Below are 23,508 nucleotides of genomic sequence, written 5' to 3' on the forward strand. Positions count from 1 at the left end.
CCGAACTTTCACTTTGAAAACGAAATAATCATTCGTTTTTTTTGAAAATTATGAAATTTACCAATCGGAAATTGAGATATTTCACCAGTTTAAAGAAACGAATTTCACTATCACTAGTAGGAGAATTATCTAAAGAGAGTCGAAAAAACAATGATGAAAAACTATGCTCTTAGGATCCTAAAGGACAAAAAATGTTTAGCTTTCTAAAGCAGAAGGAGCCCCGACAATTTTGCCGAGGCTTCCTTCTTTGATTTATTTGATTTTATAAACTTCCTTATATTTATTTTCAAGATATGCGATTAAGTATTGAACATTCAAGCCTTCCCCTGTTGTTTCTTTCAAAATCTCTAAAGGCTTTTTTGTTTTTCCGTATTTATGGATCTTTTCATTTAGCCATTTCCTGATTGGAGCAATATCACCGGATTCCAGCAGTCCATCAAAATCAGGCAAATCTTTAAGCATCGACTGCTTGATTTGGGCTGCATACATATATCCCAATGCGTAAGAAGGGAAATAACCAAAGCTGCCATCTGCCCAGTGTACATCTTGTAATACACCCAAAGCGTCATTTTCTGGTACTATCCCCAAATACTCCTTATATTTTGCATTCCAGACTTCCGGTAAATCCTTCACTTCAAGTTCTCCATTAAAGAGGGCCTTTTCCAGTTCATACCGAATCATAATATGTAAAGGATAAGTAAGTTCATCTGCTTCTATACGGATGAACGATGGTTTTGATTCGTTAATGCCCCGGTAAAACTCATCCAAAGTCACATCATTGAATTGTTCGGGAGCATATTCTTTTAAAAGGTTGAATTTATTTTTCCAGAAGCTATAGTTCCGACCGATGAAATTTTCAAAAAACAATGATTGTGATTCATGGATTCCCATCGATGTCCCATCATCTATTAGTGTTCCGGTTAATTCCTCAGCGATATTCTGCTCATAAATGGCATGTCCGCATTCATGAATCGTACCAAAGATTGCCCCTCTAAAATCATTTTCATCATAACGGGTCGTGACACGGACATCGCCCCTATTTATTCCAGTTGCAAATGGGTGAACTGTTTCATCCAGCCTGCCAGCCTTGAAATCGTATCCTAGTTGATTTAAAACCTCAAGATTGAGTTGATGTTGTTTTTCTTTTGGGAATTTATTATAAAGGAACGCTGTTTCAGGTTTGTGTTCGCTATTAGCAATTTGTTTTACCAGAGGAACTATACTCGCCCTCAGTTCACTGAATACCTTATCGAGTATCTCTACCGTCATGCCTGGTTCATACATATCTAGAAGGGTATTATATTTCTGACCTTCGTACCCCCAATACTCTACGAACTTACGGGTATAAGCAACAACCTGCTCTAGATACGGTTGAAATAATGAAAAATCCGCTTTTTCCCTTGCCTCTTCCCATGCACTTTCAGAGCGGGATTGTAAAATGACGAATTCTTTAAATTCGTCAGCAGGGATTTTCTTATTCCTTTCGAATTCTTTTTTACACTCTTGAACCATCATATTCGTCGTTTCACTAAGAGAAGCTTCCTTCATTGTAAGTTCTGTAATGAAAGATTCCATTTCCTTACTTGTGATCATATTAAATACTTCAGAGGAAAGCACCCCGATTACTTCTGAACGTTGTTCAACGCCCTTTTTCGGTGAACCTGTACGCAAATCCCAAAAAATTAAAGCGAGAGCTTCATTATAAGCAGAGATTTTCTTGACATATTCTTTAAATTCTTTTTCTATCAAATCTGTACCCTTTTTATTCATATTCACTGCTCCTTCCAAACTTCACTTTACCATATTATACAAAAATCTTTCACTTCAGAACTACCCCATATAATAAATTAAATAAGAGCCAAGGGAAGATTTCCCTTGGCTCACAAATTAAATGTATTAAAGCGTTACAGGGAGAATGGTAACAATCTTCTCTTTGACCTGTTCCGAAAGATCCTTTTCTATCAAAATCTGTACGGTTCCCGAATCATTGCTTGTTCTTATCAAACGCCCTATTCCCTGACGCAAACGAAGGAGCATGTATGGAAGATCCACTTCTTCAAATGCATTGGTAACCGAGTTACGTTTCGCCTCGAACACCGGATCACGTGGTGGGAATGGAAGGGAGTGTATCACTACATTTTGTAATGAAGGTCCTGGGACATCAAGCCCTTCCCATAAATGATAGGAGAAAAGTACAGATTGCTCATCTTCTTGAAACTTCTTAACAAGCTCGCTGATTTCCGCTTCTCCTTCAAAATAAAAGGGATAGGATGATATTGGGCAGTTTTCTTTGAACCAATGCAATTCCTCTTTTGATTGGAATAACACAAGCGTTCGACCTTCATTTTCCTCAATTGTCTTCATTGTATATTGAAGTTTTGCCAATTGGTCTCCATTTTCAAAGACCGGCATGTTCATTTTCATGACTTCATCATAGTCAAATGGTGATTCAACAGAGAAGCTGTCATACTTTTCTATCCCTAAGCTATCCGCAATGTACTGGAAAGATTTATTATCCGATAATGTTGCCGATGAAAAAATGTAAGGGATTTTTTTAGAGAATACCTGTTCAGACAAAATGTCTTGTACAAGCCTTGGCATAATGACCAATGTTTTGGTCATTTCATTTTCTTCAAACCAGGAAACGGCCTGTTCATCCTTCACAAATAGTGAAAGAGAGTACCCGAGCTGTTCTAAATATTCTTCCGTCACCTTTAAATCGTAGTCATTGATCGTGTACATTTCCGCTTCGAAAACAAGGTTCTCCTCTAACTCTTCAACCTTTTTATGAAGCTTTTGTGCAAAGCTTGTTATTTGTTTGGACATCGGGATTTCATAGCGATTAGATCCGCTGACATGTATGGCTTTTTCGTCCAATAAATCAAAAAACTCTTCATTAATATCAATTAGGTCTTCAATGATATATAACGTTTCTTCACGAACCTGATTGGCTGTAAGCAACTCTAAAACAGAAGCAAGAGTTTGTTCACCCACTTTATAGGTTAACGCTTTTTGAGCAGCAAATTCCAATAGATGACCTTCATCAAAGACAACGCAGCTATGTTCAGGCAATAACGGTAATTGCCCTTCACGCTTACGTTTTTCTTTAGTCCATATATGCTCCATGAAGAAGTCATGTGAACAAATGATCAAATCGCTTGATTTCCGATAGTGGTCCCGTGATAGGGTTTGTCCACAACGATGTCGTTTATCACAAGTAAAGCAGTTTTGAAGCTGATCCCAGCCCACTTTAGACCAGTCTTCATCATTCAAATATGGATACTGTTTACGGTCACCATATGCAGTATAGGCATTCATCGATGAATTATCATGAACGAACTTCGGAAGTTCATCATAGAGCTGATCTATTCCCTCAGAATCTTCATGATTCACTGCGTGTTCCAGCTTCTTAAGACATACATATTGATCGTGATATTTGGCAAGACGAACATCCACTTCAATACCTAATGCATTCTTAATTTTTTGAATGTCGCCTTCTTCTTTTACAAGCTGTTCAATCAGCGTTTCATCTGCACACGAAATAATGGCCGGTTTATTCGTATATCTCGCATAACAAATCGCATATAGTAAATAAACCAACGTCTTACCGGTCCCTACACCAGCTTCAGCAAAGCTTACATTCTTTTCTTTAAAGGCTTTTTCTAACTGAAAAGCCATAAAGATTTGTTCGTCACGCAGTTCAAATCCTTTTTCGGGAAGAATATCGTAAAAGACATCTCCGATCCATTCTGAAAGCTTATCATAAAAAGAATCTTCCTTTGTTACCGAAAAAGGCAGTGTTTTAAGCATCATGGTCTCCCCTTTTATCTATCATCAGTATATCGAATCCGTATCAAAATATATCTAGGCAAAAGTATATTATCCTTTATTTCACTTTAATAGTCAAGGTATTTTCCATTCTACCAGATATTCTATGTATGTTGCTTGTTCAAATCCGTAAAATAAAAGACAGGCTCCACAAGAGAGCCTGTCTGTAAATAATATAGGGTTGAATTAAGCTTTGTTTACGTTTGATGCTTGTGGTCCACGTTGACCTTGTTCTACATCAAATGTAACATCTTGGCCTTCTTCAAGTGTTTTGAAACCTTCGCCTTGGATTGCTGAGAAATGTACGAATACGTCATCTCCGCCTTCACGTTCGATGAATCCAAAACCTTTTTCTGCGTTAAACCATTTTACTTTACCTTGTTCCATTTTTGTTGCCTCCTAGTGTGTTCGCCACACATTATATTACTATCCTTGCTCATTGAATATTAAGGTATTCCTTAAATCTGAACAAAAATAATTCATTATTAGAATAACAGAAAAGGAAATGATAAGCAAGACTGGAACCTATTATGAATAAAATGTCCTGACTATTCATAATTTTCCGTTATATTCTACCTACTCATTCACCTCTGGGCTGTCTCGGCGGCCTTTTTCCCCAATACTGATAAAGGTCAGCACGGATGAAACCATTGAACAGCTTCCTTTTTTTCGTTGCGGGCTTACCGTAATGCTGTTCAAAGTCAGGGTTGGAGGTAATCATGTATACAGACCAAGTATCAAGCTTCTTAAAGGCTTGGCCCATTTCTCTATACATCTGTTCTACCGCTTTTTGCTCCCCAAGACGTTCTCCATAAGGCGGATTGCCGACAATGACGCCATATTCTTTCCTAGTCGAGATATCCCTCACCTGCATTTGTTTGAATTCAATCAGATCACCGAGACCTGCTTCAATACCATTTGCTTTGGATATATCAACCATTCGATGGTCAATGTCACAACCGGTTATGTCCAAATACTGATCATAATCAGCTAAATCTTCAGCTTCAATCCTCGCTTCATCCCAAACCTTACTGTCCATCCATGACCACGTTTCGGAAACAAATTCCCTGTTAAAGCCAGGTGCAATGTTCTGCCCGATTAAGGCAGCTTCGATAGGGATCGTTCCAGACCCACAAAATGGATCTATGAAAGGTTTATCAGGTTTCCAATTGGTCAGCATAATCAAAGCCGCCGCCAATGTCTCTTTTAGTGGCGCTTCTCCCTGCCCTGTACGATATCCTCGTTTATGTAAACCTGCACCTGAAGTGTCCATCGTAAGTGTCACTACATCTTTTAAGATGGATACTTCAATTTTAAACAACGGACCCGTCTCAGCAAACCAAGATACTTGTTTATATTTGCTTTTCAATCTATCAACAATTGCCTTTTTCACGATAGCCTGACAGTCAGGGACACTGTAAAGCTGTGACTTAACCGACTTACCACTTACAGGGAACTCGACATCAGCCGATAAGTAATCTTCCCAATTTAAGGCCTTAGTCTTTTCAAACAGCTCATCAAAAGAATATGCTTTAAATTCACCTACTTTAATTTTCACCCTATCTGCACTCCGCAGCCATAAATTAGAGCGAGCAATGGCAGATTGGTCCCCTTTATACATGATTTTACCATTTTCAACTTCACAATCGTAACCAAGATCCCTAACTTCCTTCGCAACGATCGATTCCAATCCCATTGCGGATGTTGCGATAATATCGAATTGTTTCATTAGTCTTGCACCTTCTTCCCATTAATCCAAATCAATTGCACCTTCTCTAATTCACACATCTTAGAAATAGGTATCGATTTTTGACAAGTAAACCCCTTCTTTTAAAAAGTCTACCTTCCATTTACTTTTGCTTAGAATTCTTCATTGATTCCTGTCTAAATGTCTTAGGCCTGTAATGATAGCATTTTTTTAAAACCGGGTCATCCAACAGTCTAAATAAACTTTACTCATTTTTCTATGTATCCAAACGCTGCGAAGGTTTAGGAATGAAATATCCAAAACAATTATTCACAGCTCATTATGTATACCTTTAAAACACGCTTCCCATTCATTAACTGTAACATTTGAGGTCATGCTTTCATATCCAAACCTTCAATCCCTCCAACATTTATAGGATACCCAGAATGAAGGAATTGCTTAACATTCTCACGTTTTTTTTAAATTGTAATGGTTGACATGAAAATTCTGCCCTTACACTTTGAATTAGAAATCATCCGAATGGGATTTAAATCTCATCAAGTCCTTAGTGTAACACAGCAGGGTTTTAGAAAACGATAATTGATTTGGAATGCCCCACTTTTTTCATTTTTTCACAAACAAAAACTCTCCTTTTAAAAGGAGAGTTGTGCTTTTGGTAGAATATGATAACGTTTTGTAAGCCATGTTTTGTTCCTCAGTACTGCAAGCGACTCGCGTCTCGTACTTCGGTGGTAATCATCTATCTACAGAAGCATAGCTTCTGTCCTTCTCCTCGTTCATTTCCAAGGAAGAAAGCGCCCCTACCATTAATTTGGGTTTCTCGCTCGTGGGGTTTACCTCGTTCCACCCCTTACATTTCTGTAAAGGCTACGTCACTGTGGCACTTTTATAGGTATTCATGCCATATCCAAAAGGACTTAGGCATTTTCCCAGCCGTCAGCAATCAAAGACTGCTGCCCAAGCTTATTTTTTCGCCAGGCACGAACACTACGGACATCTCAGTCCGTGCGAGCATGGACTTTCCTCTACTGCAAAAAATGCAGCAGCAATTACCCAAACGTTAACATAACATTATTAATTATACTTCATTCTTCATGAAAACACAATACCAAAATCATTTTCCCTTTTTAAAAGCAACACCTTAGTCAAACAGCTTGTTTCCAAAAACGTGCTTCTCCAAGTTGGATAATCGTTTAAGGATGTCAAAGTTAGTGGTTCCCGGAGTGGCACCGGGAGCAGGTTGACTTGGACGCTTTGTACTCTCTTCGGCCTGTTTTTTCAATTTAAGATTTTCTTGTTTAAGATCTTCAATCTCCTGATGAAACACTTCATAATCTTTCATGATAAGATCCAGGAATTGATCCACATCTTCTGGTTTATAACCTCGCATGGCTGTTTTAAAATCTTTTTCAAGAATATCTTTAGCCGTTAATTTTATCTTATCGGATAGCATAAGACTTCACCTCAATACTTTCGCCAATACAATCGACTTTTTATTATTTTTTCAAATCTACTTGGGTTTGTCAACGAAACACTTTTTTTATGCTTATTGTTTCAGTGCCGCTATGTACTCCCATGAATCTCTATCTAAATTTCATCATAATATGAATATGCTTTGGAAACAACTTTTAATCGATAATTATTTTCTATCTGTCATTCGGACCAGCTGCTTTCTTCAGCAGCCATTTGCAGGTCATCAAAGTTAATCTGAAAGATGGGATATGGTTGTGTTTCCGCTTTTTTCATCGCTTCGTAATATGGATATTTGGCTGATCCTTCTTTTTCGGCTTCAAAAATGATGAGCATGGCATCACTTTTATGGACCATATATTTATTTTTGGTTTTTAGTTGTTGTGGCCCTTCGTATGGCTTATTGAAAATGGACTCTACAAAATCGGCACGAGCCAATATGGACCGGTAATAATCTTGGTTCGTCTCGTTCCATGACTCTTCCTGATTCAGAAATGGAGTAAGCACCCCTAATTTAAGCTGATTATATTCTTCCTTCAATTCAAACACCACTTCGGCACCCCATAATTCCGTACCCAATTGGCCTGATATAATCACCCATTCCAGTTCATCTTCCACCAATGGTAAAAGACGTTGCTTCATCGCTTTCTTAATATATTTTACAGCTTCATGGTCATTTTTGAATATCCCGAATTCAAAAGCCTTGTAGCCCGTCATATACAAAACCTTCATTACTTGGCCAATCTCCCTTTTAACATAATTATGTAAGAAAATAAGGGCTTGATAAGCCCTTATTTTTTAATATCCGAAATGTCTAGGCGGACAGCATGGGTTTTGCGGCGGCCTTCCACAAATCAAGTGTTGATTATAGCACTCATTCACCACGGATTGAGTATGCGGGAAGAAATGCTTAAATGTGTTCACTTGTTTATTCACATTTGTAGTATGTGATGGATGAACGACAGGAATCACTGTGTTCGATACATTCGTATTGACAAATTGCTGTGTTGGAGAAACTTGCGCTGGGGCAACTTGAGATGGAGATGTTTGTGTTGGACCATATTGCGCTGGAGACACAGCCGTTGGCATTTGACCATATTGCGCTGGAGACACAGCCGTTGGCATTTGACCAGTATACGCTCCCATTACATTATTGTGGTGTTTACCGGTTGACGCTCCCATTACATTATTGTGGTGTTTACCGGTTGATGCTCCCATTACTCCTGGTGCATTACCGTATGCTCCCATTACATTGTTGGATGCTCCCATTACATTGGGGTTATTTCCTCCACAATTACGAAAATACATATATAATACGTCCCCTTTCATCATGATAAGTTTAGTCTTACAATTACAGACTATGAAAAAAACGGGAGACGTGTACTGATGAAATGACCTATTTATACAGAATAAGTATAAAACCATTTATGTCAGTCAATAAGTACACTAAATTATATTTGGTAAACCCTTCAAATGCACTGAGGGTAATTTTCTATAAAAAGGAATATAAACTGTCTTTTAATGATGTAAATAAAACAATCGTTAAACAAAGTACTACAAAAAATAGAAATAAAGTCGTTTTATACATTTCTCCGCTCCGCTTTCACCTTAAATTTATACTGGAAAGGAATGAAATGAATGCTTGAAAATTTCACCCTCAACTCTTTCCATTTTACACATAATAGTTGAAGGCTACAATATTTGTATCTACATTTTTTTTTTTTGCCTTTCGCACTAAAAGACCATTCGAAATCCCTTATCTTATACAAAAATATCCTTAGATAACTCTTTCTTTTCAAGCCGTCGGATCCTCTTTTCCAATTCCAATTGTTTTTTCCCCGGAATCAGGCCACTTTCTTCCCTTATCATCTCTTGATGCGCGATTAAAGAACATTTTAGAGCAAAGGCGACGTCCTTAAATTGATGTTCATATAATTTTGCACATTCAATCTGTGCCTGTATCCGTAATTGTACATTCCCTTTTACGGCAACTTCCTTCCAAATTTCCAGCGCTTCATTGAATTGTTTTTCCTTCTTTTTCTGAAAGGCTAAAGCATGGCCAGCAATGATTCGATCTTCCTCATTTCCTGCTGTCAATATTTTTTCATATGTCTCAACCGATTCCTCTTTTTTCCCTAGATATGCAAGCCACCGTGCAATTTCCATGGAATCTTCCGTATAACCATCGATTTGGAGAATTTTCCGGGACAAATGAATATACAAAGAGATCAGTGATAAAATATCCAATTCATTATGTTTCATGATTCCAAACAAAATTTCCGGGTTCTTTCTCTCAACAAAATCAAAATAAATCATCGGTGCCAAATATCCAGGAATATCATCCTCTCTATGTACTTCGAGAATGTCTGTTTCGACTACAGATAATTTCACACGTTCCAATTTGTTTCTCCAAAGCCTTCTTGAAGCATGATACAAATCGAAATGTCCGAATTCCGGGAGTTTTGGAACATGTTCTTTTATCAAGGTATGTCTTGTTTTTAGCTGAGGCCAATCAAAAGACTTACCATTATATGTGACAAGCGTTTCGTAATTAATTTTTTCCAGAAAGCTTTGGTAAAGCGGTATTTCACTGCCGGGCTGGGGCAGGATATGTTGTTTCACGACCACTTCTTCGCCTTCTAAATAGGCATAACCAAGTAAAAAAATGGTATTACCTGCACCACCGCCAAGCCCTGTTGTTTCCGTATCGAAGAAAAAAAGGTCCTCACTATTCACACCTCTAGCGGAAAGGGGATGCTCCAATGAAGTTTGATTCCATTCGTTTACGATTTTTTTCAATTCAGAAAAGGCATATAATCCATGTTTATGATTTAAAGGATAGCGGACCTCCCTAATGAAACAATAGTCATCATCGAAATGATAGGGTACGGTATCGTTCTCCAGCCATTTTTCAAGAAAAGGAATATCTTCATTCACAATCCCGATATTTTCCTCCACCGGAGAAGGATGATCCACTTTCTCTAGGTTCATATGCGTTTTCATACGGTTCAATTTATTTTTTAATGACATAAACTACACCTCTCTTCCCTAATTCCCGCTCCCTATGATCGTTTTTCCTGACAAAATTGACCCAATAACTGTTTTGCGTCACTCTTGGCCGTTTTCGTAGCGGATTCCGTTCCTATACAGGAAGGACAGCCGTTATCACAAGAACAATTTTCGATCATTGATATGGTTTCAAGTAGAATGATCTCAGAGTTTTCATATACTTTATCACTTAACCCAATGCCTCCTGGATAACTATCATAGATAAAAATGGTTGGTTTTTCATTATGCGCGGCCTTAACCTGAGGATAAACATGGATATCATGTGGATCGCACATGACATATAGCGGAATCATGTAATTAAGCGCATGGGAAGCACCAATCATTCCTTGCTCGATCCGATTTTCGTCCCATTCAAATATATCAGGCTCCATGGAAAGCATGGCCGAACTCGTATGTAGTTCCACTTCTGGCAGACTGATTGGCCCTGATCCAATATTTTCATGCGTTTCAAATTTGATTTTTTTGAATATCGTAGGCATCGCCCGGATGGCGACATCGCCAAAAGCAGCTGTTGTGGAAGCGAAAGTGCGCTGTTTATCCACTTCCAATACAGACAACTGAACAGCTAGGTTTGCATCCGTATAATAGTCCACATTGACCTCACGTACGAATGCTTTCTTTTCTTCCCAATCCAGTTCTTCCACTTGAAATTGTATTCCCTGATGCAAATAAATGGCTTCATCGTGTAGAAGGGTCATTGCACTGAACGTATCCATCTCTCCAATTACCCGATTATTCGGGGCATTGGTTTGGTCAATGATCACGACATTTTCCTGTGCCGCAGAACGAAGACTGATATTGCTTGCGGGAAATGCATCGTTCATCCAATGCCATTTGTCCCCATTTTGGTGCAAAACCCTTTCTTCCGTAAGAAATTCCAGAACGTCCATAATCTCTGTTTTTCCGAAGGTATCGCCTTTTTTAAACGGCAGCTCATATGCGGCACATTTTACATGATCAACCATGATCAAAAGATTATCAGGATTGATTCTTGCCGTTTCTGGATTCCTGGTAAAGAAATAATCAGGGTGCTGTACGATATACTGATCAAGGGCACTAGAACTGCCGACCATGATGATAAGGGCTTCTCCATGCCTTCTACCTGCGCGGCCGGCCTGTTGCCAGGCACTCGATATCGATCCAGGATAACCTGTCATGATGCAAACCTGGAGCTGGCCAATATCGACCCCTAACTCAAGCGCATTCGTAGATATAACACCATAAATGGAGCCATCCCTTAGGCCCTGCTCAATTTCTCTACGCTGTGTTGGCAAATAGCCTCCACGATAACCTCTGATCGATTTCGGCCCCAATTGCTTTGACACAAGTTCCTGTAAATAGGTCAATAGAATTTCTACACGAACCCTGCTTCGAGCAAAAACGATCGTTTGAATTTTATTTTTCAAAAATTGATTTGCAAGCTTCCTGACCTCCAAAACGGCACTCCTTCGAATGTTTAACGGTTTGTTGACAATTGGCGGATTGTAAAACACAAAATGTTTTTTTCCACTCGGTGCCCCGTTATTATCGACAAGGACCATTTCTTTTTCCGTTAGCTCCATAGCCAGCTCTTTTGGGTTATTGATCGTAGCAGAAGTACAGACGAACACAGGGTCGCTTCCATAAAACTTGCAGATCCTCTTTAACCTTCTTATGACGTTTGCCGTATGACTTCCGAAAACACCGCGGTAAATATGGAGTTCATCGATGATCACATACTTCAAGTTTTCAAATAAAGAGACCCATTTTGTGTGATGCGGCAAGATTCCGGAATGAAGCATATCTGGATTGGTGATCACGATATGCCCAGCTTGGCGAATTTTTTGCCGGATGTTGGAAGGTGTGTCCCCATCATATGTATAACTATTTATCGCTGCATCCATTTCATGAATCATTTCGTTCAATTCGCTTTTTTGATCATAACTCAGCGCTTTTGTCGGAAAAATATATAGCGCTCTTGTTTTTTCATCTTCAAGTATTTTTTGAAGGACCGGCAAATTATAGCATAATGTTTTACCAGAGGCCGTTGGAGTGACTGCTACAAGGCTATTGCCACTCACAGCTGCATCAAATGCAGTTGCCTGATGGGTATACAACCCAGTTATCCCTCGTTTTTCGAGGGCCTGCTTGATCTTATCATTCATTCGATCGGGAAATGGAACGTGTTTTGCCTCTTTTGCTTCAATTACCTGCCAATGTACGATATTATCATTAAAATCCTCATTGGTTTTTAAATCATTGATGACCTCTTGTAAATTTTTTCGCAGTTTCATATAACCACCTCATACTTCCTATTCTACCGAATGAACGTTCTATGCAAAAGGGAAACTATTTCCTTTCCCAAAAAAAAAGCAGGAAACGGCGACACATCGTTTCCTGCTCAGTCTTTTTTAGTTCATTCATTTGACAAAGCGAATGATTTCTTCGGCTAGTCTGCTTGGAGCTTCCAGCATTCCCATATGGCCGCTTCCTTCAAGGATTACTTCTTTAATATGACTTCCTTTAACAGAAAAGGTTTTTTCAGCTGGTATTACCTTATCTTGTTCACCTGCAACCAATAAAACCGGAAGCTTCGTATCTCTGAGTACATGATTTCTATCAGTCCTGTTCCTCATGGCATTCAAAGATCCGATTGCACCACTTTCACTTGTTTTATAACCGATTTCCTTTGTATGTTCAATGTGGGGATCATCTGAATTAGCAAAAAGCTTTGGTACAAGTCCGTCAATGAAAGCAGGAATTCCATCATTTTTAATTTTCTCGACGGATTTTAATCGACCTTCCTTACCTGCTTCATCGTCCGGCAAAGCAGTTGAATGAACGAGTGAAAAACCAGACAATTTCCCAGGAAACCTTTCTGCGAACGCCAAGGTGATGTACCCTCCGAGCGAATGGCCAAACATATAAACCTGATCGATTTCCCTATCTTCCAAGAATGATGCGATATCCGCAGCCATATCTTCAATCGAAAAAGATGCCCCTATTGCCTCACTTGCACCATGGCCTCGCAAATCAACGGCAACGACACGATATTCATCTTTAACTTTAGCGATGATGTCACTCCAATATTCATGACTTCCGCAAAATCCATGGATAAACAACAACGTTTTAGTTCCTTTCCCGTTATCTATGTAGGAAAGCTTGCTATTTTCAGTCATAATATCCCTCATTTCCTATACTATTCTTTCCATAACGTTATTCCCTATATGTCCATATCTAAAACCCATCCGTGCATTCACAAATCTTCAGTCCCCACATAGCCTATAGGCAAAGGAATTTTTAGGAAGGAGCACCGAGATGACCTCTTCTGAAAAAAATAATAATCAGGACCGAATAGAACCCTTTACCCATTTTATTAATAAAATGGATCGACTGTTTTCCGAAAGGCCTCCAAAAGGCATGCTGCAATCTCTAGACGATTTCTTCAGTTCGACTAAAGAACGTAGCTTTCCGGTTGATATTCATGAAACGAATTCAGAATATATCCTTAAAGCTACCTTGCCCGGAATTGCACGCAGCCAAATATCAATTGATGTGCTGACTCAAGCTGTAACGATAACGGCAAAGCGTGATAGGCGACACAAACAACTTAAGACTCAAGGAATGTTTCAAAAGGAAGTTTCTGTAGGTAACATAACACGAACCATTTCCTTTCCAAAACCGATTGATGAAGCAAAAGTAACCGCACGGCATCGCGATGGCATCCTTACGCTTCACCTACCAAAAATTAAAGGAAATCGAATTGAGATCAATTGAGCAATTTTAAAAGCAGACTTAATAAAGTGGCTGGGTCACTTGTAAGTCTGCTTTTACTTTATTCACCATCTATACTTTGAAGAAGCCCCCTACTCCTTTGACCATCGAAGACACTTGAGAAACTGTATTCATCATTTGTCCAGCTGTATTCATCATCTTCGTTATATCCATTGATCCATCCTGTGTTTTGAATTGATTCATGACCGATTTGATCCCTGATGGCTGCGGTTTTTGCATGAACTGTTGCTTTGGATAAGGATTATATGCCTGCTGTTGACTTTGCGGTGGTCGTTTAGCAGGCTGTAACGGGTTATCAAACGGGCTGAAAGCTTGCGGCTGAGGCTGCGGTTGCTGATTGGACTGCATTGGCTGCATTTGCGGATATTGAGGCATTGGCTGCATTACACTGTTGCCCGGAAAAGTTCCCACAGGCATCGCCTGCTGCGGAACTGGTTGGAAGGGGTGATAGGCCGCCTGCTGATAAGGATCATGATATGGCGTCATATAGCCCCCTGTATTCTGGGGATGATATGGATACATAAATGGTTCATAAAGTTGATTATTCTGTTGAGGCATTGGCTGCTGGTGCCCTCCCCAATATTCCGGCATTGATTGAGGATACTGTCCTTGATTTGGGGAGACTTGGTTAAAACCGGATCTCATCATATTCAATGAGCCCTCCTCTTTTTTCATTACATGGTTCTGATAATATATGAAAAAAGAGGAAATAAAGTGTAGGTGTTTTTTATGATAAAATCCGATCGATTTCCGCTTTTACATTATTAAGGATATATTCAACCGATTGGACATGACTTTTAAATCGCTTGTAACTGGTTTTTGGAAAAAATGCCTGAACGGCTACATCAGAAAGGTTATGAGCGGTTTGTTCGATTTGCTCGGGGAAAAGATGCTTAAACTCCGTTACTTTCATCCACTCCTTCATTCCAATTTCCCATTCGATGCATACGGACCTGACCTTATCTGCAAACGGCTTAACTTCTGAGAAGAAATCCTTTTCTTTTCCTTCCTCGCGTACACCTTCATAGATTTCATCCGCTTGGGATGTATATTGTATTAATTGTTCCGTTAATAGCTGTAGTTTTTCTTTTTGCAAAATATATTCCTCCGTACATTTGTTTCCCTTATTATAATCCAGTTTTTTATAAAAGGATATCCAGTCGGCTTATACCTGAGCAGTCAAAACATTGTGCGTTCTAATTGATTTCTCCGGAACGAATGAGAAGGAATGGTTTTCACCTTCAGTATTCACCCAATATTCCTCGGCTTTCTCAATGGCTTCCTGGGCATCATTCACTAATGTATATTGCTCTGCCCATAGCTTGCACCGAACTGTATTAACAGTTTCACCATATGAAATTTCCAAACGATCCAGGCTGGTACTGATCTCAGCTATCATCCTCAATATTTCCTCTGTTGCGACACTTTTATTGACCATGCTGATCCCTCCCCATTCTTTACCTGTACTATTCTTTTTTTTATCGGAAAGCCCTTCAAGGCTGACAAAACTAGAAGGGAATCGGCAAAGAAAGTGCAATTCACTTAATTTATTATGCCCTTCGACAACAATGGCAGAATGAAGAATGGAGTTTTAAACAAAAATACAGACAGGAGGTGATTTTATGCAGTCGAATGAAAGCAAAGAGCAAGGATACGAAAAACGACAAAAGCCGCCCACTAAGAAGGCAGGAACGGGGAACCCAAAACTTGATGGAGAAAACCGCCCCTCAACGTAAAACTTAAATACGTGCATCATTAACAGGGAAGGCTTAAACGAGGCCTTCCTTGTTTTTCTTTTCAAAAAAGTAAATTTTTGATCAGTACGACTTTGTGCAATTGTTTTTGTTTATGGTCAAACCAATCAGTCATTTGCGGGTCTTCTTCCCATCGGGGTTCAATAAACCAATCCTTTTTTATCCTTTTATTCTCATCCCATTGTACCGTATCTCCTGCTTGATGATGAATCAATGGATAAACTCTCCGGAGCATAGGGGTTTCATGGTACCTAGGCTTTTTTCGATATTGTTCATAATCATATCTGGCTCCAGTTGGCTCAGTCCGGCAGGAAAATTCATAAAAGAGCGGAAACAACTCTTTAGAAAATAAAAGACCAGCCAATCTTTTCCCCAATTTAATCCTTTCATCGATGTTTCTAAAATGAGAAACGGACGAACCATACAGTCTTCCATTGCAGGTAGGAAAAAATACAGTGCTAAAGTGCATCCAGTCCTGCAGGAAAAATAATAAAGAATGGAAAACGAAAGATTGCTTTTTAATGACCGGTTTTTCAATGATATTTTGTTCATTTATTATAAGCGCAGTGACTAGTTTTTCGCGATTTCCGTGTTTCCAAAAAGAATTCCATTCCTCCATCATGAATTTAGTAATAAAAAAATAATGACCTAAGTGAAACAAAGGACGTCTATACTTCGTCGAATAATGATAGAGAAGTAATTGCGGATAAGCATCTTGGAATATTCTCCAATTGGCTTCTTCATATGTTAGGAATAAGTGATGCCTGTATTTAAGGCTAAGCAACTGGGAGAACCAAATACCTTCAAGGTCACACATATTCCAACCTGCATTCCTTGAAACCATTCCTGCCAAAAAAGACCATTGTATTTCAGGATGCGTCTTGAAAAATTGTTCATATGCCTTAGTTCTTGATATATTATCCCTATTCCCTTTCGCCGTTTGGGCTTTTATCGAAAGAAGCAATTGCTTTTCTGTTTGGAACATTCGCATATATGGGTCATCCGCCTTTCTTTAGCGATGAATTGTGACATATAGTTGTACATAAATCCTATCGTTCTAAGAAACAATTCTTTTTATTCACATATGGGATTCTTTTTTTGCTAATATAGATAAGTGAAAAAAAGGAGGGGTAAAAGTGGCATTTCATTATCCCAACGGGCGAAGATTTGTACCGCAGGCTATGGAAGAAAAGGAAGGCCCACTAAAAAAAGTCAGTTATAGCAATCGGGGAAAAACATTGGAAGACGATTTGAACGAAACCAATCAATATTATTTAGCACACGGCATTGCCGTCATTCATAAAAAACCGACACCTATTCAAATTGTCGATGTCCACTACCCGAAGAGAAGTGCCGCAGTCATTAAAGAAGCCTACTTCAAACAAGCATCGACCACTGATTACAACGGTGTTTATAAAGGAAAGTACATTGATTTTGAGGCAAAGGAAACGAAAAACAGCAGTTCCTTCCCTCTGAAGAATTTTCATGACCATCAAATTGAACATATGAAACAGATCGTTCAGCATGACGGACTTGCATTTGTCATCATCCGCTTTTCCGTCATGGATGATATATATTTGATGAGTTCTGAACAACTGAATTATTATTGGAAGAGAATGAAAGACGGCGGGCGCAAATCTATAACTCTTCAAGAGGTTGAAAGCAGTTCACGAAAGATTACTCTTGGCTTTCAACCGAGAATTGACTATATTAAAGTAGTAGATTCGCTCATCTCAGAAAATTTTTAGTTTTTTTAGAAAGGCAGGTTAGCTGTAATGGCTGAAAAATATAATACTAGAGAAGAGCGCCGAAAGCAGGGGCAGACACAAAATAAAGGACCGAAGAAAGGTCCTAAGAAGCCGGCCAATATGCTTAAGCGCATTTTCCTTATACTCGTAACAATCGGAATAATTGGCTTGGTTGCCGGAGGAGCTGCAATGGCTTACTTTATAAGCGACGCTCCAAAACTTGATGAAAAGCTTTTGAAAGATCCCGTCACATCCAAAATACTCGATGAAAATGGTAAATTGCTAGCTGAAGTCGGCACAGAAAACCGGGATTATGTGAATTATGAAGACATACCTGATCTTGTCGAAGAGGCATTCCTGGCAACGGAAGATTCCCGTTTTTATGAACATCACGGGGTGGACTTATTACGTCTGGGCAGTGCCGTCATAGCCAACGTCAAAAACGGATTCGGCTCAGAGGGTGCAAGTACATTGACCCAGCAGGTTATCAAACGTTCTTATCTAACACCTGATAAGACCATTAAAAGGAAAGTGCAGGAAATGTGGCTTTCCATACAGCTAGAAAGAAAATATACAAAAGAAGAAATTTTCGAAATGTATGTGAATAAGATTTTCTTCGCAAACCGTGCTAACGGGGTCTTAACTGCTTCCCGGACATATTATGGAAAAGATCTAAACGAATTGAAATTAAACGAAGCGGCCATGCTTGTAGGATTACCGCAAAGCCCAAGCCGTTATGACCCTTATAAATATCCTGAACGTGCAAAAGAACGCCGTGACATTGTCCTACATTTAATGAATAAACATGGATATATCACCGAAAAGGAAATGAAAGATGCACAAAGCATCGATATAACAGAAGGACTTCAAGAAATCGATAAGAGCCAAATCGATACGACTGCTTATGATGCATTCATCGATTTGGTAATTGAAGAAGTCGGAGATATGGGGGACTATAACGTCTTTACCGATGGTTTGGAAATCCAAACGACTATTGATAAGGATGCCCAAGAATATGTCTATAAAATGTTGAACAGTGATGAAATCATCAATTACCCAAGTGAAGATCTTCAAGCTGGAGTCACCTTACTTGACACGCAATCTGGTGAAATTAAAGCTGTCGGCGGCGGCAGGAACACTACGGTTAAACGCGGCTGGAATTATGCCACGGATGCCAAGCGTTCACCTGGTTCGACCATTAAGCCAATTTTGGATTATGGTCCTGCTGTAGAATATTTAAATTGGTCCACTTACCAACAGATTAAAGACGAGGAATATAGGTATAGTAATGGAACACCGCTTAAAAATGCTTCAGGGCGCCATTATGGCACAGTTACCATTCGTGAAGCACTAGCACGGTCATTGAATATTCCAGCTTTAAAAACGCTTCAAGAGGTAGGTCTGGACAGGGCGCGTGATTTTGCCGTTGACCTTGGCATTCCTTTTGAAAAGGAAATCACCGAATCAGCTGCATTGGGCGGCGGTAAGGATGTTTCTACACTAGAACTTGCCGGTGCTTACAGTGCATTCGGAAACAATGGTATCTATAATGAACCGCATAGTGTTAAAAAGATTGTTTTACGTGACAAAACAACCATCAAAAACAAGACGGAATCGAAACCAGTCATGAAAGATTCCACAGCTTTCATCGTGACCGACATGTTGAAAAGCGTCTTGAATGAAAGTTATGGAACAGGAAGATTAGCGAACATACCTAGTCTGCCTATAGCCGGTAAAACTGGTTCAACCAATTTCACGCCAGAACAGCGTGCAGCAAACAACATCCCATCTTCCGGTGTAAAAGATAGCTGGATGGCAGGTTATACAACCAATTATACAGTCGCGATATGGGCTGGTTATGATAATGCAGCAGGTAAAAAGATGGAGTATCTTGGCGATTCATCTCAACGGATTCCTAAATCGATCTTTAAGAGTTTGATGGAACATATGGCTCAGTCAAAAGCAACGAAAGACTTTGATCAACCGGACAGTGTTGTAAAGGTTGGAGTCATAAAAGGTTCGAATCCGGCTGTTAAAGCCAATGAATACACACCAAGCAGTAAAATCACTTATGAATATTATGTAAAGGGTCACGAGCCAACACAAGTGACTACAGAATATGAGAAAATCGACAAACCTAGCATTAACGCTTCTTACAATCAAGAAAGTAATGAAATCAATCTATCATGGTCATATCCTAAAGGTGATGGAGATACAAAATTCGAAGTTCTGATGTCCGTTGATGGCGGCGGTCAGAGTGTGTTAAAAAAATCGAAGGATACTAGTTTAACGATCCCAAATCCAAACCCTGGAAGTAAATATACCTTCTCTGTGGTTGCCTTAGTGGATGGCCAACAAAGTGATCCGGCTAGTACATCTGTGGAAATCCCTGCTCAAGTGGAAGACCCTGAGGCTACAGACGACAATATTGAAGATCCGGCAGAAGGCGATGATCCGGCCGAAGAGACTCCTGCTGAAGGCGAAAAAGGCAATAAAGATGAAGACAAAAATAACAATGGCAACAATGGGAATGGAAACACTGATAACAATGGAAATGGAAACAACCCTGACGATGGAAAAGGCAATAAGGGCGATGAGAATGCTGAAGACGGGGGTGCCGTCACTGACCCTGGAACGGTAGAGGAAGAAAAACCAGGTGAAACTCCTGACCCTGACCCTAACCCTGCCCCTGATCCAGAAAAAGATAAAGACAAGGATAAAGAAAACAAAGATTGACTAAAAAAACGTCTAAGCTTTTAGCTTAGACGTTTTTTTTGCTGTTCTTATTTTTGATCAAGTACTTCGCATATTGTTTTTCAAACTCCTGGAACAACTCACTAAGCTGTCTATAGGAATGGAAAAAAGCAGGTCTTGCAATTATGAAAGAAAGCCTTTCAGCCAGGTTTACCGGATTATCTTTCAAGGATTCAATTTGTCGCTGCAAAGAGCTCAATATCACTGGCCTTCCATGCATCCAGAAGACTGCAGTTAAAAATAAACTGATGCCCTGTTTCATAAGTCCCGAAGTCTGATTCACTTTTCGTTCAGAAAATAACGAGCTGCATTCAGAATCAATTTCCTTCCACTTGTCCAGTAGTTCCTTTACATGTTCCGCTCCCTTTGTCCAAGGGGCATACGACTCTACATTATTATAATAAAGTAACTCATATGGAAATGACTCGAATGGGATTGATCCACTCCATCTTTTATAGTGCTCATTCTCCAAGATGGTTTCCTTTTCAGGGAAAAACAAAAGATGCTCTAATTCTGCAGGCACTTTCAAGGATATGAACTGCGTCACTTTGCCTCTTTCCTTTTCATTCTTTTTTGCCCCTCACGGCATAATTCGAGAAGCGGGCAGGTTTCACATTTCGGTGACTGGGCCTTGCAATGATAGCGTCCAAAGAATATGAGACGGTGATGCGAAACTGACCATTCATCCTTTGGGATTTTAGTCATTAACGTTTTCTCAACTTCTAGGACACTATCCTTCCAACGGCATATACCCAGACGCTTGGAAACACGCTCTACGTGAGTATCAACAGCTATAGCAGGCACACCATACGCAACGGATACGACTACATTCGCCGTCTTTCTGCCAACACCAGGCAAATTAACGAGCTCATCACGATCCCTGGGAACCACCTTACCGTATTCTTCGATCAGCATTCGTGACAACTTTTGAATATTTTTGGCCTTATTACGAAACAAACCGATTGAGCGAATGTCATTTTCCAACTCTTCTATCGGTACGCTTATGTAATCCTCAGGCGTTTTATATTTTTGAAACAAATCCTTAGTGACTTTATTGACTAGTACATCCGTACATTGAGCTGACAGTGCAACAGCAATCACCAATTCAAATGGATTGGAGTGATTCAGCTCACAATGGGCATCCGGATACATTTCACCTATTGTATCCAGACAATATCGAATTTGAGCTTTATTCAACATATTTGTTCTCCTTCAATTTACATTACTGCTCAAGCCAATTATAAAAGGGCACATCTTTCAATGGTTGTGCAGTTTCTGTCTTTCTGTCCCTTTTTTGATGGACTCTAAATTTTTGTCCTTGCGCCCTTGCCTGTTCCAAGGTTTTTATTCCATTCTTTTTCCACTCGAATAAAATACGATCAATGTAACGGAAGTTCAATTTTCCGGAAATGACTGACTCCCTAAGAGCTGACTTAATGATTTCAGGTTGGTGATCATCCTCCATCCACATTGCCAATGTCTCACATTCAAATGGAGATAAGGGGCGGCCGAACTCCTTCTCAAAAATCGTATAAAGGCTCTCCCCAGCTTTTTGCACCTCAGCTGATTCTGCCTGTTTCAACGTTTTCAAGAAACAGTCCATCATTTTTTCATATAGGGGATCAAGGGAATATTTTTCCTGACCGATTTCTTGGTTCCCTTCAACCACCATTTCCACAAATCCCCTTTGAATCAAACGCTGGATTAAGAATAGACATTCCGTTTCCTGTAATGTCATTCGGTCAGAAAGTTGGGATGGTGCAGGAAAATGATTGCCTTTATCGATAAAGCTTTGCAATTGTAATAATAGGACCATTTCTTGTTCGTTTAGTCCCATTGTCTTATAGTTAGTCAACAAAAAGGATGGAATCGTTATCGTTCCTTCCTTAAACCACGCATATAAATGTTCTTTATTCATGTTTTTGGACACCTCTAATTAAGTATAACATGAATATGGCTCTCCGAATAAGCTTATAATTTTAACAAAAAACGGTTATCTGCCAAATATGACAAGATAACCGTTTCATTACGAGATCAAGGATATAATCGATTTAATAGACGTGGGAATGGAATGGTTTCACGTACATGTTCAACTCCGCTGATCCAAGCCACCGTACGTTCCAACCCCAAACCGAAGCCTGAATGCGGTACAGAACCGTATTTTCTTAATTCCATATACCATTTGTAAGCTTCTTCGCTCAAGCCATGCTCATTGATTCTTTGTTCAAGCAATTCCTGATCATGAATCCGCTCTGAACCGCCAATTATTTCCCCATACCCTTCTGGAGCGATCAAATCGGCACAAAGAACGACTTCTCCCCTCTCAGGGTCTGGCTGCATATAGAAAGGTTTGATATTGGTTGGATAATGAGTGATGAAAACTGGTTTATCAAAACTTTCAGCTATTGCAGTTTCGTGCGGCGCTCCAAAATCATCACCCCATTGGATATCTTCAAAACCCTGTTCATGAAGGAACTTTATGGCTTCATCATATGTAATCCGTGGGAAAGGAGCTTTAATTTGTTCAAGCTTTGTTGTGTCACGGCCTAGTGTATTCAACTCAAGCTGACAGTTTTTCAATACAGATTGAATTATGGAGGTAACGAATTGTTCCTGAACCTCGAGATTCTCTTTAAATTCGATGAAGGCCATTTCTGGTTCAATCATCCAGAACTCGATTAAATGTCGTCTTGTTTTGGATTTTTCTGCCCGGAAAGTAGGACCAAAAGAAAATACCTTCCCTAGTGCCATGGCTGCCGCTTCCATATAGAGCTGACCACTTTGTGATAGGTATGCATCCTCATCAAAGTATTTAGTCGCGAACAATTCACTTGTTCCCTCTGGAGCGCTTCCAGTTAAAATTGGCGGATCGACTTTAACGAACCCTTCTTCATTAAAGAATTCATATGTAGCACGGATGATTTCATTCCGGATTTTCATGACAGCATGCTGACGTTTTGAACGCAGCCACAGGTGACGGTTATCCATTAAGAATTCAGGACCATGTGCTTTAGGTGTAATGGGATAATCCGATGATTCATGAATGATTTCAATATCTTTCACTTGTAATTCAAAACCGAACGGAGAGCGTTCATCCTTTTGTATGACACCTGTAATATACAAGGACGTCTCTTGCGAAACCGATTTCGCACGAGCGAAAATTTCTTCACCAACCTCGGCTTTCACGACCACTCCTTGAATGAAACCAGAGCCATCACGGATTTGAAGGAAAGCAATTTTCCCACTGGAACGTTTGCTTGCAAGCCAGCCTCCAATGGTAACTTCTTGATCGACGAATTTGCTAGCATCTTTTATTGTAATTTTCACGGAATTTCCCTCCAAAAATAGCTTAACTTACTATCGAATTTACTCTACTTATTATACCCATAGCCCTCCCTACAAG

General features: G+C 39.6%; 21 protein-coding genes and 1 other RNA gene. 3 read left to right on the forward strand and 19 right to left on the reverse strand.

Annotated elements, in window-relative coordinates; all coding sequences use genetic code 11:
* Positions 1-252: 252 nt before the first annotated feature.
* The 11 genes from ACFWE9_RS03980 to ACFWE9_RS04030 all read right to left on the reverse strand — a co-directional run bounded on the left by ACFWE9_RS03980 (position 253) and on the right by ACFWE9_RS04030 (position 13,233).
* Positions 253-1,770: a carboxypeptidase M32 gene (locus ACFWE9_RS03980; RefSeq protein ID WP_377355698.1), complete on the reverse strand. Its 1,518-nt coding sequence runs from the start codon at positions 1,768-1,770 to the stop codon at positions 253-255.
* 126 nt (positions 1,771-1,896) lie between these two features.
* A complete protein-coding gene (locus ACFWE9_RS03985) occupies positions 1,897-3,813 on the reverse strand; it encodes an ATP-dependent DNA helicase (protein ID WP_377355700.1) in 1,917 nt (638 codons plus the stop codon).
* A gap of 201 nt (positions 3,814-4,014) precedes the next feature.
* Positions 4,015-4,215 carry a cold-shock protein gene (locus tag ACFWE9_RS03990; RefSeq protein WP_034307871.1) on the reverse strand — a complete coding sequence of 67 codons (201 nt, stop codon included), beginning with the start codon at positions 4,213-4,215 and terminating at the stop codon, positions 4,015-4,017.
* A 193-nt stretch (positions 4,216-4,408) separates the two neighbouring features.
* The gene (locus tag ACFWE9_RS03995; protein ID WP_230157026.1) at positions 4,409-5,557 is read right to left on the reverse strand and encodes a THUMP domain-containing class I SAM-dependent RNA methyltransferase; all 1,149 of its coding nucleotides are present in this window, start codon (positions 5,555-5,557) and stop codon (positions 4,409-4,411) included.
* A gap of 650 nt (positions 5,558-6,207) precedes the next feature.
* Positions 6,208-6,597, reverse strand: an RNA gene (gene rnpB / locus ACFWE9_RS04000) — RNase P RNA component class B.
* 80 nt (positions 6,598-6,677) lie between these two features.
* Entirely contained in the window at positions 6,678-6,989 is a 312-nt protein-coding gene (gene gpsB / locus ACFWE9_RS04005) for a cell division regulator GpsB (protein ID WP_230157025.1), read from the reverse strand.
* 200 nt (positions 6,990-7,189) lie between these two features.
* Positions 7,190-7,738, reverse strand: coding sequence for an SLOG family protein (locus tag ACFWE9_RS04010; protein ID WP_230157024.1), 549 nt, complete (start codon positions 7,736-7,738; stop codon positions 7,190-7,192).
* A 66-nt stretch (positions 7,739-7,804) separates the two neighbouring features.
* Positions 7,805-8,314 carry a CotD family spore coat protein gene (locus tag ACFWE9_RS04015; RefSeq protein ID WP_230157023.1) on the reverse strand — a complete coding sequence of 170 codons (510 nt, stop codon included), beginning with the start codon at positions 8,312-8,314 and terminating at the stop codon, positions 7,805-7,807.
* Positions 8,315-8,767: 453 nt separating this feature from the next.
* Positions 8,768-10,036, reverse strand: a complete 1,269-nt coding sequence (locus ACFWE9_RS04020) for a ribonuclease H-like domain-containing protein (protein WP_230157022.1) — start codon at positions 10,034-10,036, stop codon at positions 8,768-8,770.
* Between the two features lie 32 nt (positions 10,037-10,068).
* Positions 10,069-12,348 (reverse strand): DEAD/DEAH box helicase, encoded by a 2,280-nt coding sequence (locus ACFWE9_RS04025; RefSeq protein ID WP_230157021.1) that lies wholly within the window; start codon positions 12,346-12,348, stop codon positions 10,069-10,071.
* Between the two features lie 126 nt (positions 12,349-12,474).
* Positions 12,475-13,233, reverse strand: a complete 759-nt coding sequence (locus ACFWE9_RS04030) for an alpha/beta fold hydrolase (RefSeq protein WP_230157020.1) — start codon at positions 13,231-13,233, stop codon at positions 12,475-12,477.
* Positions 13,234-13,372: 139 nt separating this feature from the next.
* Here ACFWE9_RS04030 and ACFWE9_RS04035 point away from each other — a divergent pair, with 139 nt between their 5' ends.
* Positions 13,373-13,831, forward strand: a complete 459-nt coding sequence (locus tag ACFWE9_RS04035) for an Hsp20/alpha crystallin family protein (RefSeq protein ID WP_230157019.1) — start codon at positions 13,373-13,375, stop codon at positions 13,829-13,831.
* A 69-nt stretch (positions 13,832-13,900) separates the two neighbouring features.
* Here ACFWE9_RS04035 and ACFWE9_RS04040 read toward each other — a convergent pair whose 3' ends face one another.
* From ACFWE9_RS04040 to ACFWE9_RS04055, 4 genes are all read right to left on the reverse strand, one after another.
* The gene (locus ACFWE9_RS04040; RefSeq protein WP_230157096.1) at positions 13,901-14,497 is read right to left on the reverse strand and encodes a YppG family protein; all 597 of its coding nucleotides are present in this window, start codon (positions 14,495-14,497) and stop codon (positions 13,901-13,903) included.
* A 79-nt stretch (positions 14,498-14,576) separates the two neighbouring features.
* Positions 14,577-14,945, reverse strand: a complete 369-nt coding sequence (locus ACFWE9_RS04045; protein ID WP_230157018.1) for a YppE family protein — start codon at positions 14,943-14,945, stop codon at positions 14,577-14,579.
* Positions 14,946-15,014: 69 nt separating this feature from the next.
* Positions 15,015-15,287, reverse strand: coding sequence for a hypothetical protein (locus ACFWE9_RS04050; RefSeq protein WP_230157017.1), 273 nt, complete (start codon positions 15,285-15,287; stop codon positions 15,015-15,017).
* Positions 15,288-15,646: 359 nt separating this feature from the next.
* Positions 15,647-16,594 (reverse strand): DUF2515 family protein, encoded by a 948-nt coding sequence (locus ACFWE9_RS04055; protein ID WP_377355705.1) that lies wholly within the window; start codon positions 16,592-16,594, stop codon positions 15,647-15,649.
* Positions 16,595-16,739: 145 nt separating this feature from the next.
* Here ACFWE9_RS04055 and recU point away from each other — a divergent pair, with 145 nt between their 5' ends.
* Positions 16,740-17,351 carry a Holliday junction resolvase RecU gene (gene recU, locus ACFWE9_RS04060; RefSeq protein WP_230157015.1) on the forward strand — a complete coding sequence of 204 codons (612 nt, stop codon included), beginning with the start codon at positions 16,740-16,742 and terminating at the stop codon, positions 17,349-17,351.
* Between the two features lie 27 nt (positions 17,352-17,378).
* A complete protein-coding gene (locus ACFWE9_RS04065; protein ID WP_230157014.1) occupies positions 17,379-20,087 on the forward strand; it encodes a penicillin-binding protein 1A in 2,709 nt (902 codons plus the stop codon).
* Positions 20,088-20,112: 25 nt separating this feature from the next.
* On the opposite strand, the gene ACFWE9_RS04070 is transcribed toward ACFWE9_RS04065, so the two are convergent.
* The 4 genes from ACFWE9_RS04070 to asnS all read right to left on the reverse strand — a co-directional run bounded on the left by ACFWE9_RS04070 (position 20,113) and on the right by asnS (position 23,432).
* Positions 20,113-20,652, reverse strand: a complete 540-nt coding sequence (locus ACFWE9_RS04070) for a YpoC family protein (protein WP_377355707.1) — start codon at positions 20,650-20,652, stop codon at positions 20,113-20,115.
* Positions 20,649-21,305, reverse strand: coding sequence for an endonuclease III (nth, locus tag ACFWE9_RS04075; protein WP_230157012.1), 657 nt, complete (start codon positions 21,303-21,305; stop codon positions 20,649-20,651). The genes ACFWE9_RS04070 and nth overlap by 4 nt, the downstream gene beginning before the upstream one ends.
* Positions 21,306-21,327: 22 nt before the next feature.
* A complete protein-coding gene (locus ACFWE9_RS04080) occupies positions 21,328-22,023 on the reverse strand; it encodes a DnaD domain-containing protein (protein WP_230157011.1) in 696 nt (231 codons plus the stop codon).
* Between the two features lie 116 nt (positions 22,024-22,139).
* Positions 22,140-23,432 (reverse strand): asparagine--tRNA ligase, encoded by a 1,293-nt coding sequence (gene asnS, locus ACFWE9_RS04085; protein WP_377355710.1) that lies wholly within the window; start codon positions 23,430-23,432, stop codon positions 22,140-22,142.
* Positions 23,433-23,508: the final 76 nt, after the last annotated feature.

The sequence above is a fragment of the Peribacillus sp. NPDC060253 genome (assembly GCF_042727425.1).
Taxonomy (GTDB): Bacteria; Bacillota; Bacilli; order Bacillales; family DSM-1321; genus Peribacillus.

Coding starts and splice junctions, on each gene's coding strand:
- ACFWE9_RS03980 (WP_377355698.1), bottom strand. CDS start 1,770: ATGAATAAAAAGGGTACAGATTTGATAGAAAAAGAATTTAAAGAATAT.
- ACFWE9_RS03985 (WP_377355700.1), bottom strand. CDS start 3,813: ATGATGCTTAAAACACTGCCTTTTTCGGTAACAAAGGAAGATTCTTTT.
- ACFWE9_RS03990 (WP_034307871.1), bottom strand. CDS start 4,215: ATGGAACAAGGTAAAGTAAAATGGTTTAACGCAGAAAAAGGTTTTGGA.
- ACFWE9_RS03995 (WP_230157026.1), bottom strand. CDS start 5,557: ATGAAACAATTCGATATTATCGCAACATCCGCAATGGGATTGGAATCG.
- gpsB (WP_230157025.1), bottom strand. CDS start 6,989: ATGCTATCCGATAAGATAAAATTAACGGCTAAAGATATTCTTGAAAAA.
- ACFWE9_RS04010 (WP_230157024.1), bottom strand. CDS start 7,738: ATGAAGGTTTTGTATATGACGGGCTACAAGGCTTTTGAATTCGGGATA.
- ACFWE9_RS04015 (WP_230157023.1), bottom strand. CDS start 8,314: ATGTATTTTCGTAATTGTGGAGGAAATAACCCCAATGTAATGGGAGCA.
- ACFWE9_RS04020 (WP_230157022.1), bottom strand. CDS start 10,036: ATGTCATTAAAAAATAAATTGAACCGTATGAAAACGCATATGAACCTA.
- ACFWE9_RS04025 (WP_230157021.1), bottom strand. CDS start 12,348: ATGAAACTGCGAAAAAATTTACAAGAGGTCATCAATGATTTAAAAACC.
- ACFWE9_RS04030 (WP_230157020.1), bottom strand. CDS start 13,233: ATGACTGAAAATAGCAAGCTTTCCTACATAGATAACGGGAAAGGAACT.
- ACFWE9_RS04035 (WP_230157019.1), top strand. CDS start 13,373: ATGACCTCTTCTGAAAAAAATAATAATCAGGACCGAATAGAACCCTTT.
- ACFWE9_RS04040 (WP_230157096.1), bottom strand. CDS start 14,497: ATGATGAGATCCGGTTTTAACCAAGTCTCCCCAAATCAAGGACAGTAT.
- ACFWE9_RS04050 (WP_230157017.1), bottom strand. CDS start 15,287: ATGGTCAATAAAAGTGTCGCAACAGAGGAAATATTGAGGATGATAGCT.
- ACFWE9_RS04055 (WP_377355705.1), bottom strand. CDS start 16,594: ATGCGAATGTTCCAAACAGAAAAGCAATTGCTTCTTTCGATAAAAGCC.
- ACFWE9_RS04065 (WP_230157014.1), top strand. CDS start 17,379: ATGGCTGAAAAATATAATACTAGAGAAGAGCGCCGAAAGCAGGGGCAG.
- nth (WP_230157012.1), bottom strand. CDS start 21,305: ATGTTGAATAAAGCTCAAATTCGATATTGTCTGGATACAATAGGTGAA.
- ACFWE9_RS04080 (WP_230157011.1), bottom strand. CDS start 22,023: ATGAATAAAGAACATTTATATGCGTGGTTTAAGGAAGGAACGATAACG.